9 protein-coding genes are annotated in these 13,319 nt (G+C 72.6%); 5 read left to right on the plus strand and 4 right to left on the minus strand.

Features of this window, described 5'->3' with window-relative positions; translation table 11 throughout:
• Positions 1 to 131 precede the first annotated feature (131 nt).
• The gene (locus H9645_RS04850; protein WP_191728610.1) at positions 132 to 1,526 is read right to left on the minus strand and encodes a sialidase family protein; all 1,395 of its coding nucleotides are present in this window, start codon (positions 1,524 to 1,526) and stop codon (positions 132 to 134) included.
• A gap of 14 nt (positions 1,527 to 1,540) precedes the next feature.
• Between H9645_RS04850 and H9645_RS04855 the strand changes: the two genes are divergently transcribed.
• Both H9645_RS04855 and H9645_RS04860 read left to right on the plus strand, forming a co-directional pair.
• Positions 1,541 to 1,945 (plus strand): putative signal transducing protein, encoded by a 405-nt coding sequence (locus H9645_RS04855; RefSeq protein WP_191728611.1) that lies wholly within the window; start codon positions 1,541 to 1,543, stop codon positions 1,943 to 1,945.
• Between the two features lie 127 nt (positions 1,946 to 2,072).
• On the plus strand, positions 2,073 to 4,445 hold the full coding sequence (locus H9645_RS04860) for a Tex family protein (protein ID WP_191728612.1): 2,373 nt from the start codon (positions 2,073 to 2,075) through the stop codon (positions 4,443 to 4,445).
• Between the two features lie 38 nt (positions 4,446 to 4,483).
• On the opposite strand, the gene H9645_RS14330 is transcribed toward H9645_RS04860, so the two are convergent.
• Positions 4,484 to 7,435: a two-component regulator propeller domain-containing protein gene (locus H9645_RS14330; RefSeq protein ID WP_191728613.1), complete on the minus strand. Its 2,952-nt coding sequence runs from the start codon at positions 7,433 to 7,435 to the stop codon at positions 4,484 to 4,486.
• A 116-nt stretch (positions 7,436 to 7,551) separates the two neighbouring features.
• Here H9645_RS14330 and H9645_RS04870 point away from each other — a divergent pair, with 116 nt between their 5' ends.
• The 3 genes from H9645_RS04870 to H9645_RS04880 are packed head-to-tail and all read left to right on the plus strand — an operon-like array spanning position 7,552 to position 10,207.
• Positions 7,552 to 7,752 (plus strand): oxidoreductase-like domain-containing protein, encoded by a 201-nt coding sequence (locus H9645_RS04870; RefSeq protein WP_191728614.1) that lies wholly within the window; start codon positions 7,552 to 7,554, stop codon positions 7,750 to 7,752.
• Positions 7,753 to 7,780: 28 nt separating this feature from the next.
• Positions 7,781 to 8,701 (plus strand): cation diffusion facilitator family transporter, encoded by a 921-nt coding sequence (locus H9645_RS04875; protein ID WP_191728615.1) that lies wholly within the window; start codon positions 7,781 to 7,783, stop codon positions 8,699 to 8,701.
• A gap of 39 nt (positions 8,702 to 8,740) precedes the next feature.
• Positions 8,741 to 10,207 carry a SulP family inorganic anion transporter gene (locus H9645_RS04880; protein WP_318240492.1) on the plus strand — a complete coding sequence of 489 codons (1,467 nt, stop codon included), beginning with the start codon at positions 8,741 to 8,743 and terminating at the stop codon, positions 10,205 to 10,207.
• Positions 10,208 to 10,288: 81 nt separating this feature from the next.
• Here the strand turns inward: H9645_RS04880 and H9645_RS04885 are convergent, their stop codons facing one another.
• Positions 10,289 to 11,242, minus strand: a complete 954-nt coding sequence (locus H9645_RS04885) for a cation diffusion facilitator family transporter (RefSeq protein WP_191728616.1) — start codon at positions 11,240 to 11,242, stop codon at positions 10,289 to 10,291.
• Between the two features lie 108 nt (positions 11,243 to 11,350).
• Entirely contained in the window at positions 11,351 to 13,240 is a 1,890-nt protein-coding gene (gene mnmG, locus H9645_RS04890) for a tRNA uridine-5-carboxymethylaminomethyl(34) synthesis enzyme MnmG (RefSeq protein WP_191728617.1), read from the minus strand.
• Between the last annotated feature and the right edge of the window lie 79 nt (positions 13,241 to 13,319).

Genomic DNA, 13,319 nt, shown 5'->3' on the forward strand with positions numbered 1-13,319 from the left:
GCTGCGACCGCGACTGCCGGTGAGTCCGGTCGCAGCTGTAGCTGCTCCCACAGGGATCGACGATGGGTGACGAGCGATCGGCGGCGATCGGCGATGGGCGATGGGCGACGGTTGGCGGGACGCGGCGCGCGCTATCGCGCCGGGACGATGCGCGCGCTGCGCAGGCTGGCGACGCCGTCCTCGACGTCGGTCCAGACCAGGTGGGCGACGCCGCCGGCCACGGCCAGCTGCGGGAAACCGGTGCCGCGGCCGCGGCCGGCAAGGCGCGCGACCTCGAGCCGCTGGTACTCGGTCGCCAGCTCCGGCGAGCGCCGCGACAGCCACAGCGACTGGCCGTCGCCGTCCTCGCGCAGCCACACAATCCAGGCCTGGGACTCGTCCAGGGCCACGGCGACGCGGCCGTGCACCGCCTCGCCGGCATCGATCACCACCGGCGCGGCGAAGCTGTCGCCCGCGTCCGCGCTGTGCGCCACGCGCACCTCGGGCACGTCGCCGGCGGCGGCCGTGTACCAGGCCACGACGGCGGACTCGCCGCGCGCCGCCACCGCCGGCCCGTTGACCGGGCAGGCCGGCATCACCCAGCCGTCGGCGTGCACCGGCGCCGGCGCGGTCCAGGCCTCGCCGTCCAGGCGCGTGGCCATGATGTCGCGCACCTCGCCCTCGGCCCGCCCGCGATAGACCAGCAGCGGCCCGCGCGCGGTGACCGCGGCGCTGGTCTGGCAGCAGTCGCAGACGCTGGCGTCGATCTCGACCTCGCCGCTGCCGCGCAGCGCGGCGTCGAAACCGGCGGCGCGCAGGGTCATCGCGCCGGCGGCACCGTGCGCGCCGCCGCCGTGCGCACTGGTCTCGCCCTGCTGCACCGATGATCCGCCGGCGTCATCGGCGGAACCGCCCGCCGCAGCCCCACCGTGGCCCGTTGCGACGTCCACCGCCGCCTCGTGTGCACCCGCGGTGTTGCGTCCGTCCAGCCAGGCGATGCCGAGGCCGCCGCCCGGCCGCGGCCACATCGAGACGAAGCCGTGTTCGGTCTGCGTGCCGTCGGCGTGCGGACGCACCGGCTCGCTCCAGCGCCGGCCGCCGTCGCGCGAGACCGCGAGCACCACGTCATAGGCATAGGGCGCCTCGCCGTTCTTCTGCAGCCAGTGCGCCCACAGCGCGCCGTCGGCGGTGGCCATGATGTGCGGGGTGTCGGCCCAGTTGACGAACATGCTGTTGCCGACCGCGATGGTGGTCGGCGCGGTTTCCCAGCGCGCGCCGGCGAGGTCGTAGCTGGAGAACTGGAAGATGTGTCGGCGCCCGGGCTGCGAGTTGGTCCACGACAGCAGCAGCTTGCCGCCCTCCACGGCGACCAGGTCGGGCAGCGCGGAGCCGGGCAGCATCGCCGGCAGCGGCCACTCGGCAACCACGCGTTCGGCCATGGGATCGGCCATGGCGCTGGCGGGGGCGTCGACGCCGGGCGCCGGCGCCTCGCCGCCGCAGCCGGTGGCGAGGCCCAGCACGGCAAGGGCAAGGATGGCGGTGCGCATGGCCGCAGCGTACCGTGGCGGCGACCATGTTCACCACCGTCGCCGCCTACTCCGATCCGATGGAAGCGCAGCTCGCGCTCGGCCTGCTGCAGGCCGAGGGCATCCCCGCGCGCCTGGACGACATCGGCACGGCGATCGCCAACTGGGAGTGGCGGCTGGCCATCGGCGGCATCCGGCTGCGCGTGCCCGAGGCGCAGGCGATCCATGCGCGGCGGGTGCTGGCGGCGCTGGAGGCTGGTGAATATGCGCTCGTCGACGACGAGGCGGAGCTGCGCGGCGACCGCGACGACGGCGCGCTGCAGCCGCCCGATCGGGAAACCCCGTCCAGCCGCATCGCTTGGGCGGCGCTGATGCTGTTCGGCATCCCGCTGCCGTGGCGGCGCCGGACCGGTGCTGCGAAGGCCACGCGCCGCATGTAGGAGCGGCCATGCGCTGCCGGCACCCGCCTGACGCGGCCCCGCCGCGCTGTCAACGGGTACCGCACGCCGGCACGCGGGGCGACAATCGGCGGCTCCGCGGCATCCGCCGCATGACGCAAGCTCCCTGATGCCCGAAGTCTCCCCCGCGCTCGCGCGCAAGATCGCCCAGACCATCGCCGACGAGATCGGCGCCCAGCGCAGCCAGGTCGAATCGGCCGTGGGCCTGCTCGACGAAGGCGCGACCGTGCCCTTCATCGCCCGCTACCGCAAGGAAGTCACCGGCGGCCTGGACGACACCCAGCTGCGCGACCTCGAGACCCGCCTGTCCTACCTGCGCGAACTGGAAGACCGGCGCGGCGCGATCCTCGCCAGCATCGACGAGCAGGGCAAGCTGACCGACGAGCTGCGCGCCGACATCGAGGCCGCCGACAGCAAGTCGCGCCTGGAAGACCTCTACCTGCCGTACAAGCAGAAGCGCCGCACCCGCGCCCAGATCGCGCGCGAGGCCGGGCTGGAGCCGCTGGCCGACGGCCTGCTGGCCGATCCCGCGCTGGTGCCCGAGGAGTTCGCGGCCGGCTTCGTCGACGCGGAGAAGGGCGTGGCCGACGCGAAGGCCGCGCTGGAGGGCGCGCGCGCGATCCTGCTCGAGCGTTGGGGCGAGGACGCGGCGCTGATCGGTGAGCTGCGCGAATGGCTGGCGCGCGAGGGCGTGATCCGCTCGAAGGTGGCCGAGGGCAAGGAGGCCGCGGGCGAGAAGTTCCAGGACTACTTCGACCACGCCGAGCCGCTGGCGAAGATTCCCTCGCACCGCCTGCTGGCCCTGTTCCGCGGCCGCCGCGAGGAATTCCTGCAGCTCGAGCTCGAGCCCGGCGCCGACGTCGACGCCGGCAACGCCTATGCCGAGGGCCGGATCGCGCTGCACGCCGGCATCCGCGCCGCCGGCCGCCCCGCCGACGCCTGGCTGCTCAACGCCTGCCGCCTGGCCTGGCGCGCCAAGCTGCAGCTGCACCTGATGCTGGACCTGTTCGCGCAGGCCCGCGAGCAGGCCGAAGCCGAGGCGATCGCGGTGTTCGGCGACAACCTCAAGGACCTGCTGCTGGCCGCGCCTGCCGGCCCGAAGGCCGTGCTCGGCCTCGACCCGGGCCTGCGCACCGGGGTGAAGCTGGCCGTGGTCGACGCCACCGGCAAGCTGGTCGCCACCGACACCATCTATCCGCACGAGCCGCGCCGGCAGTGGGACCAGTCGCTGGCCGCGCTGAAGAAGCTCTGCAGCGCGCACGGCGTGCAACTCATCGCCATCGGCAACGGCACCGCCAGCCGCGAGACCGACCGCCTGGCCGGCGAACTGCTGAAGCTCGCGCCCGAGCTGGCGATGCAGAAGATCGTGGTCAGCGAGGCCGGCGCCTCGGTGTACTCGGCGTCCGAGCTGGCCGCGAAGGAGTTCCCCGGCCTCGACGTCTCGCTGCGCGGCGCGGTGTCCATCGCCCGCCGGCTGCAGGATCCGCTGGCCGAACTGGTGAAGATCGAGCCGAAGGCGATCGGCGTCGGCCAGTACCAGCACGACGTCGACCAGTTCAAGCTCGCGCGCGCGCTCGACGCACGCGTCGAGGACTGCGTGAACGCGGTCGGCGTGCACGTCAACACCGCATCCGGCGCGCTGCTGTCGCGCGTGTCCGGGCTGTCGTCGACGGTGGCGGCGAACATCGTCGCACACCGCGACGCCAACGGGCCGTTCAAGCGCCGCAAGGACCTGCTGAAGGTGCCGCGCCTGGGCGAGAAGACCTTCGAACAGTGCGCGGGCTTCCTGCGCATCGCCGATGGCGAAGAGCCGCTGGACGCCTCGGCGGTGCATCCGGAGGCCTATCCGGTGGTCGAGCGCATCGTCGCCGCCACCGGCAGGCCGATCCAGGCCCTGGTGGGCGATGGCGGCTTCGTGCGTTCGCTCAAGGCCCGCGACTACGTCGACGAGCGCTTCGGCGAGCCGACCGTGCGCGACATCCTCGCCGAACTCGAGAAGCCCGGCCGCGACCCGCGTCCCGAGTTCAAGGCGGCGAAGTTCGCCGACGGCGTGGAGGACATCAAGGACCTGCGCGAGGGCATGGTCCTGGAGGGCGTGGTCAGCAACGTCGCGGCCTTCGGTGCCTTCGTCGACATCGGCGTGCACCAGGACGGCCTGGTCCACATCTCCGCGCTGTCGGACCGCTACGTCAAGGATCCGCGCGAGGTGGTGAAGGCCGGCGACATCGTCAAGGTGAAGGTGCTGGAGGTCGACGTGGCGCGCAAGCGCATCGCGCTGACGCGGCGCCTGGACGACACGCCGGCGTCGCGCGAGGAGCGCCAGGAGGCACGGCGCGACGGCGGCCCGCGCGGCGGTCGGGGCAGCGGCGGCCAGCACCGTGGCGGTCCCGCGCCCCGCGGCGGCGGCCAGCCCGCGCGCACCGGCGCGGCGCCCGCCAACAATGCACTCGCGGAGGCCTTCGCACGCGCGAAGGGGGGCTGAGCCAGGCCCGGGCCCCCGCCCCCCGGCCGGGGGCCGCGTCAGTTCGCGACGACCCGGTCCCTGCCGCGGCGCTTGGCCTCGTACAGGCACACGTCCGCACGCCGCAGCAGGTCGTCGGGCTGCTCGTCCCCGGCCCGCTGCACCAGGCCCGCGCTGATGGTGCAGGCCAGGCCGTCGCCGGGCGCGTCGAGCCGCATCGCGGCGATCGCCATGCGCGCCTGTTCCAGCTTGGGCAGGGCCTCGCCGAGGGCCATGCCCTCGAGCACCACCAGGAACTCCTCGCCGCCGGTGCGCGCGACGAACACCGACGGCTGCCGCAGCGAGTACAGCAGCCGCTCGCCGACCTGCGCCAGCACCTGGTCTCCGGCCTGGTGCCCGTGGCGGTCGTTGATGGCCTTGAAGCGGTCGACGTCGAGCAGCGCCACGCACAGGGGCCCGCCGTTGGCGTCGGCGTGCGCCACCGCGGCCTCCAGGCGCAGGTCGCAGGCGCGGCGGTTGGGCAGGCCGGTCAGGGCATCGTGGTGGGCCTGGTGGGCCAACTGCTTCATCAGCTGCTCGCGTTCGCGCGAGGCCTGCTCGAGCTCGGCGTTCTTCTCGCGCAGCTCCTCGGTGCGCTGCGCGACCATCGACTCCAGTCGCCGCTGGCGGTGGCGCTGGCGGCGGCTCAGCCATGCGTACAGCCCGGCCAGCAGCAGCGCCAGCGCGGACACGCCCAGCAGGCGCACCGGCGTGCGCTCCCACCACGGCGTCGCGACCTGCAGGTCCACCCGGGCCTCGCCGGCCGGCCGCGACCAGTCCGCCGGCGCCCGCGCGACCTGCACTTCGAAGCGCGCGCTTCCCGGCGGCAGGTGGGTGTAGGTCACCTCGCCGGACTGGCGGGCCTCGATCCAGTCATGGTCGACGCCGTGCATCCGGTAGCGGTAGCGCAGGCTGTTCGGGCTGCGCTGGCTGACGCCGGTGAACTGGATCACCACGCGCGCGCCCGGCGGCACCTCCGTTCCCGCCACGCCGTCCACGGTGACCCGGTCGATCACGAGCGACACCTCGCCCACGGCCGCCTCCACCAGGCGGGCCGGATCGAACACGGCGATCCCGGCGGCGGTGGGCATCCACAGCTCGCCGCTGGCCATCCGCCAGCCGGCCGGCGAACTGCCGCCGTTCGACTGCCGGCTGGGCATGCCGTCGTCGCGGGAGAAGGACTGGATATCCAGCAGCTCCGCTTCACCGCGGTCGACCGCTTCGAACGCCGCGCGCGGGATCCGCGACACGCCCTCGTTGCTGCTGACCCAGAGATTGCCGAAACCGTCGGGGAGGATGCGGAACAGCGCGCTCCCGGTCAGCCCCTGCCGTCGGCCATAGAGGACGAATGCGCCATTGCGATTTCGCAGCACGCCGCGGTCGCTGGCGATCCACAGGGTGCCGTCGGGATCGGACAGGAAGTCCATCGCGGACAGCCCCGGGAAATCGACCTCCGGCGCCAGCACCACCACGCGCCCGTCCGGCTCGCGGAACGCAAGGCCGCCCATGAAGCCGATCCAGAGCCTGCCATCGCCGGCGAGATGCAGGGCGCGCACCGGCAGCGCCGGCAGTCCGGGCAGCGGCTCATCGACTCGCTGCCCGCCGCGCCAGGCCTTGAGCCCGCGCTCGGTGCCGATCCAGAGCGTTCCGTCGGGATCCTCCAGCAGGGCGCGTACCTGTTCGGTGGCGAGCAGGCTGTCCTCCGGCGCCAGCGGACGCGCCGGCGCCTGCGCGGAGGCGCCGACGTGGATCACGCCGCGGTTGTAGGTCCCGGCCCAGACCCCGCCATCGGCGGCCAGCGCCAGCGCCAGCACCGAGGCCGAGGGCAGGCCCGGCCGCGGCATCAGGACCTCGACCTGGCCGTCGCGCACCCGGCTCAGGCCCCCGGAATGTCCGACCCAGACCTGGCCGTCGGCGGTCTCCACCAGGCTTCGCACGAAGTCGTTGCGCAGCCCCTGCTCCTTGCCGAGGCCCCAGACCGGACCGTCACCGACGCGGAACAGGCCGTGGGTGGTGCCCATCCAGACCAGCCCTTCGCGCCCTTCGAACAGCGCGCCCGAGGCGAAGCCCTCGATGCCGTGGCGCCGGTCCAGCTGCTGCCACCGGCCCTGCCAGTAGCGCAGCAGCGTGCTGTCGGTGGCCGCCACCCAGAGCGCGCCCTGCCGGTCCTCGAGCAGCCCTTCGGCCGCACCGGGGCGCAGCCGCTCCAGGCGCTCCCCTCGCAGCCGCCACACCCCTTGCTCGCCCGCGATCCAGAGGGCGCCGTCACGCGACTGCTGCAGGCCGCGGACTTCGCCCTCGGGCAGGCCCAGCCGCTCGCCCCACGATTCAAGCCGGCCCCCGTGCCAGCGGTACAGGCCATGCCGGTTGCCCGCCAGCAGGCTGCCGTCGGCAAGGGCCAGCAGCGCAGTGGGCTGGAGCCCGGCCAGCGCCTCCCCGCCGTCGACGCGGGCACAGTCGTCGCCCTGTCCCAGCCGGTACGCGCCGTCGCGGGCCACGACCCACTGCCCGCCGTCGATGGCGTGGGCCACGCGGATCACATCCAGCTCCGGGAACGCCGCGCAGGCCGGCCGGGGCTCGCCGCCATCGGGTACGCGCATCAGGCCCAGGTGGTCGACGCCCACCAGCACGCTGTCACCGTCGCGCAGCAGCAGGCGCGAGGCCAGGCGCCGTCCATCGGGGTGGTTCAGCGCTTCGACCTCGCGGAAGCTGCGCCCGTCGAAGCGCACCGTGCCTTCCCAGGTCGCGACCCACAGGAAGCCGTCGCCGTCCTGGCTGATGGCATGGACCTGGCCGTGCGGCAGGCCGTCGTCGGCGTTCCAGCGGGTCACCGTGTAGCGTTCGGGCGGCAGCGCCGGGTCCAGCGCCCGGGCGGGGCCCGCAGCGAACGCCACCAGCAGGAAGGCATACGCCAGCACGCAGGCCCGCAAGACGCCGGGCCACCCGCTCGTGGCCGGGGTGGCTGCTTCCACGCCTGGCATGCTGTCAACGCACCCCTGTCCAGGTCGACCGGAGAAGTGTAGCAACCAGACCGCCGTCACAATCGCCGTTTTGAAAGCCTGCGCACCGTCCCCATCCTGTCCATGCGATGACCACGACTTTCCAGCCCTTGGCCGAACTCTCCCCCGACGCGGACGACCCGCGCCCGGTGCCCCCGGAAGCGCCCCTGCCCAGCGACTGCTGCGACAGCGGCTGCGATCCCTGTATCAACGACAGCTACGCCGAAGAGCTGCAGTACTACCGCGAGCAGCTGGCGAAGTGGCTGGAGCGGCATCCCGGCCAGGCCTGACTCCCGGGAGGCAGGGCACAATAGGCGGATGGACAACACCGGTAGCCCGCCCGCGACCAGGCCGGACCTGAGGAAATACGCCTGGCTGGCGATCGCCGCGGCGGTGCTGACGGTCCTGCTCAAGACGGCCGCCTGGGCCATCACCGGCTCGGTGGGCCTGCTGTCGGACGCCGCGGAGTCGCTGGTCAACCTGGTGGCGGCGATCGTCGCGCTGGTCTCGCTGACCATCGCCGCCAGGCCCGCCGACGAGGACCACCACTTCGGGCACAGCAAGGCGGAGTACTTCTCCGCGGCCCTGGAAGGGATCATGGTCTTCCTCGCGGCGGCCTCGATCATCTACCTGGGCATCGAGCGCCTGCTCAACCCGCGGCCGCTGGAGTCGCTGGGCATCGGCCTGGCCGTATCGATGGTAGCCGCGGTGCTCAACGGCGTCGTCGGGCGGATCCTGATCCGCGTCGGCGAACGGCACCGCTCGATCACCCTGCGCGCCGACGGCAAGCATCTGATGACCGACGTCTACACCTCGGTCGGGGTGGTGATCGGCCTGGGGCTGGCCTGGCTCAGCGGCTGGACCTGGGTGGACCCGGTGATCGCGATCCTGGTGGGGGTGAACATCCTGTTTACCGGCTACAGGCTCATCTCCGAGTCGACCGCCGGGCTGATGGACGCGTCCCTGTCGCCGGAAGACAACGCCAGGATCCAGGCCATCCTCGATGCCCACACCGAGCAGGGCCGGATCGAGTTCCACGCCGTGCGCACGCGCGAGTCCGGATCCCGCCAGTTCATGGAGATGCACATGCTGGTGCCCGGCGACTGGACCGTGCAGCGCGGCCATGACGCCATGGAGGACCTGGTCGAGCTGATCGTGGCGCAGTTCCCGGCCATGAGCGTGACCGGGCACCTGGAGCCGGTCGCCGATCCGCGCAGCTACGAGGACATGGCCCTTTAGGGGCCATGCCATTCGCCAACACCCCTCCGGAGTCGATCCGTGTCCGTCACCTATCCACCGCTGCGCGAGCAGTGGTTCGGCAACGTCCGCGGCGACGTGCTCTCCGGCGTGTTGGTCGCGCTGGCGCTGATCCCCGAAGCCATCGCCTTCTCCATCATTGCCGGCGTCGATCCGCGGGTGGGCCTGTACGCCTCGTTCTGCATCGCGGTGGTGACCGCGATCGCAGGCGGCCGGCCGGGCATGATCTCCGCCGCCACCGGCGCGATGGCCCTGGTGATGGTCGACCTGGTGCGCGACCACGGCCTGCAGTACCTGTTGGCCGCCACCATCCTGGCCGGCGTGCTGCAGATCCTCGCAGGCGCGCTCAAGCTCAACACCCTGATGCGCTTCGTCTCGCGCTCGGTGGTGGTCGGCTTCGTCAACGCACTGGCGATCCTGATCTTCCTCGCCCAGCTGCCGGAGCTGATCGGCATGCCGATGACGGTTTACGCGGTGTGCGCGGCGGGGCTGGCGATCATCTACCTGCTGCCGCTGCTTACGAAGGCGGTGCCCTCGCCGCTGGTGGCGATCATTCTGCTGACCGGCGTCAGCATCTGGCTGGGCCTGGACATCCGCACCGTCGGCGACATGGGCGAGCTGCCCGACGCGCTGCCGGTGTTCCTGTTCCCGGACATCCCGCTGGCCATGGAGACGCTGCGCATCATCCTGCCGGTGTCGGCCACGCTCGCGGTCGTGGGCCTGCTGGAGTCGCTGATGACCGCGCAGATCGTCGAGGACATGACCGACACGCCCACCGACCGCCGCCGCGAGTGCGTCGGCCAGGGCAGCGCGAACATCGTGGCCGGCCTGTTCGGCGGGATGGCCGGCTGCGCGATGATCGGCCAGTCGGTGATCAACGTGAGCTCCGGCGGGCGCGGGCGGCTGTCGTGCTTCGTCGCCGGCGTGGTGCTGCTGGTGCTGGTGGTCTATGCCTCGGACTGGGTGTCGCGGATCCCGATGGCGGCGCTGGTGGCGGTGATGATCATGGTCAGCATCGGCACCTTCCACTGGAAGAGCTTCCGTGAGCTGCGCACGCATCCGAAAACCGCCAACGTGATCATGCTGGGCACGGTGGTCGTCACCGTGGCCACCGGCGACCTGGCCAAGGGCGTGCTGACCGGCGTGCTGCTGACCGCGCTCTCGTTCACCCGCCGGGTCAGCGCGGTGCTCGACGTCACGCACGAGGACGCCGCCGACGGCACGCGCACCTACCGGGTACGGGGCCAGGTGTTCTTTGCCTGCGCGGTGCAGTTCGCCAACAGCTTCGACTACGTGCACACCCCCGGCCGGGTGGTCATCGACCTCACCGCGGCGCATTTCTGGGACACCACCGCGGTGGCCGCGCTGGACCGCGTCGTGCTCAAGCTGCGCAGGCACGGCGCCGAGGTCGAGGTGGTGGGACTGAACCGCGCGAGCCAGTCGCTGGTGGACCAGCTCGGCACGCACGGCGGTCAGGCGGCGGGCTGAGCCGGCGGACCCGCATGGGGCACGCGCAGGCACGTGGGCCGGCGGCCAGCGATCATCGCGCGCCGCAGCGGCGACGTGGCCTCAGGCCCAGTCGCGGTCCGCGGTGAACGACACGGTCAGCCAGCGGTCGGGCGTGTCATCGCCGATCTCGTCGCGGAGCTCGTCCCAGGCCTCCAGCGTGCGCGCCGGCCAGCCGCGCGGCACGATGAAGAACACCTCGATGTGCCGGCCACGTCCCTTGCGCACCACGTACGACCGGTGGCCGAGGAAACCTTCGCGCTCGACGAAGTGCCGCGCCACTTCGTCCACGTGCTGCTTCAGCAGTGGCGGCGTCACCATCAGCACGTCGGCCATGGCACGTCGGACCGTGCGGTACGGGATCGGCAGGATCAGCACGCACACCAGCGCCAGTACCGCCGGGTCGACATAGGGCACCAGCCAGCGCTGGGCGGTCCCCTCCAGCGCCAGCCCGATCACGAACGCCACCAGCAGTGCCAGCGTGATCGCCGCCGACATCGCCCAGGCCTGGATGTCGATGGCCACCAGCTGCGAACCCAGCCGGCGGTTGGCGCGCCAGCCGTAGAGCGCCAGCGCCACGCTGACCACGAGCGTGACCACGGCGTAGGCGATGCCCATGCCGAACTGCATTTCGCGCCCGCCCGACAGGAAGCTGTCGATGGCGTTGATCAGCGCATAGCAGGTGGCGCCGATGAGCAGCAGGCCGGTCACCGCCAGCACCATCGGCTCCAGGTGCCACACGCCCATGGTGAAGCGCTCGGACAGTTCGCGGCTGCGCTCGCCGCTGGCGGCGTAGTCGGCGATCATCCGTGCCACCAGCAGCGCCACGATGCTGGCCAGCGCATCGAACAGCGAATACACGCCGTCGAACACCACCGCGAACGAGCCCGACGCCAGCCCGGCCACGATGCCCAGCGCGGCCACGAGCACGGTGGCGATGATCGACGCGCGCAGGACCGCATGTTCGGCGCGTGCGGCCAGCGCATCGTCCCCCGGGCGCGGACTGGAGGTGGGCATGACGCCAGCTTGCCGCGCCGGATGCGGAGGCGCCAGCGACACATCCGCGCGGCCTGTCCGGGGCCGCGGACGGCGTAGCGGCCGCTGCGGCAGGCTGCGCGCGGGCGCTCAGGCCGCGCTGCTGCGCCGGGCCCGCTCCAGGTGCACCAGCAGCAGCGAGATCGCCGCCGGCGTCATGCCCGGGATGCGCTGCGCCTGGCCGACGGTCTGCGGGCGCACCTGGGCCAGCTTCTGTCGCAGCTCCGCCGACAGCCCGCGCACCGCCGCGTAGTCGAAGTGCTCGCCGATCAGCGTCTCCTCGCTGCGGCGCTGGCGCGCGATCTCCTCGCGCTGGCGCTCGAGGTAGCCCGAATACTTGGCCTCGATCTCCACCTGTTCGGCCACCGCCGGGTCGGCCACCTGCGGACCGAAGGCCGGCACCGCGGCCAGCTTCGCGTAGTCCAGCTCCGGCCGGCGCAGCAGGTCGAGCCCACTGCATTCGCGGCTGATGTCGATGCCCAGCACCGCGGAGGCGTCGCGGCCGATGGCGTTGTTCGGCGATGCCCAGAGGCCGCCCAGGCGCTGCGTTTCGGCCGCGACCGCGTCGCGCTTGCGCGCGAAGGCCGCCCAGCGCGCGTCGTCGACGATGCCCAGCTCGCGGCCGACCGGCGTCAGCCGCAGGTCGGCGTTGTCCTCGCGCAGCTGCAGCCGGTACTCGGCGCGGCTGGTGAACATGCGGTAGGGCTCGCTGGTGCCGTGGGTGACCAGGTCGTCGACCAGCACGCCGAGGTAGGCCTGGTCGCGGCGCGGCGCCCAGCCGTCGCGGCCCTGCACCGCGCGCGCGGCATTGGCGCCGGCCAGCAGGCCCTGCGCGGCGGCCTCCTCGTAGCCGGTGGTGCCGTTGATCTGCCCGGCGAAGTACAGCCCGGCCACGGCCTTGGTCTCCAGCGTGGCCTTCAGGCCGCGCGGGTCGAAGTAGTCGTATTCGATCGCATAGCCGGGCCGGGTAATGTGCGCGCGCTCGAAGCCCTGCACCGAGCGCACCAGGGCCAGCTGCACGTCGAAGGGCAGCGAGGTGGAGATGCCGTTGGGATAGATCTCGGCCACGCCCAGACCCTCGGGCTCGACGAAGACCTGGTGGCTGTCCTTCTCGGCGAAGCGCACCACCTTGTCCTCGATCGACGGGCAGTAGCGCGGCCCGGTGCCCTCGATCCGGCCGGAATACATCGGCGAGCGATGCAGCGCGCCGCGGATGATGTCGTGCGTGCGCGGCGTGGTCTGGGTGATCCAGCAGGAGACCTGCGCGGGATGGTCGTCGCGCGTGCCCATGAAGGAGAACACCGGACGCGGGTCGTCGCCCGGCTGCTCGACCATCACCGAGTAGTCGAGCGTGCGGCCGTCGATGCGCGGCGGCGTGCCGGTCTTGAGGCGGTCGACCACGAACGGACCGTCACGCAGGCGCTCGGCCAGGCGCACCGAGGGCGGATCGCCCATGCGCCCACCGGCATGCTGCGCCTCGCCGACGTGGATCCGGCCGGCGAGGAAGGTGCCGGCGGTCAGGACCACGGCCGGCGCTTCGAAGCGCAGCCCGGTATTGGTCACCGCACCGCGCACGGCGCCGCCCTCGATCACCAGGTCGTCGACCGCCGCCTGGAACACGGTCAGGTGCGGCTGCGCTTCCACCGCGCGGCGGATGAAGGCCCGGTACAGCGCGCGGTCGGCCTGGCAGCGCGTCGCGCGCACCGCCGGACCCTTGGACGCGTTGAGGCGCCGCCACTGGATGCCGGCGGCGTCGGCGGCGCGCGCCATCACCCCGCCCAGCGCATCGATCTCGCGCACGAGGTGGCCCTTGCCGATCCCGCCGATCGCGGGGTTGCAGCTCATCGCACCAATGGTCTCGATGCTGTGGGTGAGCAGCAGCGTGCGCGCACCGGCACGCGCGGCGGCCAGCGCGGCTTCGGTGCCGGCGTGGCCGCCGCCGATCACGATGACGTCGTGGCGGTGGAAGTCGTGATGCATCTCGCAATTATCGCGCTTGGCCGCGCTGCCGCGGCGGAAGGACTGAAGTTGGCACGCATCCTGCGTTCGATACAGGCGC

The sequence above is a fragment of the Luteimonas colneyensis genome (assembly GCF_014836665.1).
Classification (GTDB): Bacteria; Pseudomonadota; Gammaproteobacteria; order Xanthomonadales; family Xanthomonadaceae; genus Luteimonas; species Luteimonas colneyensis.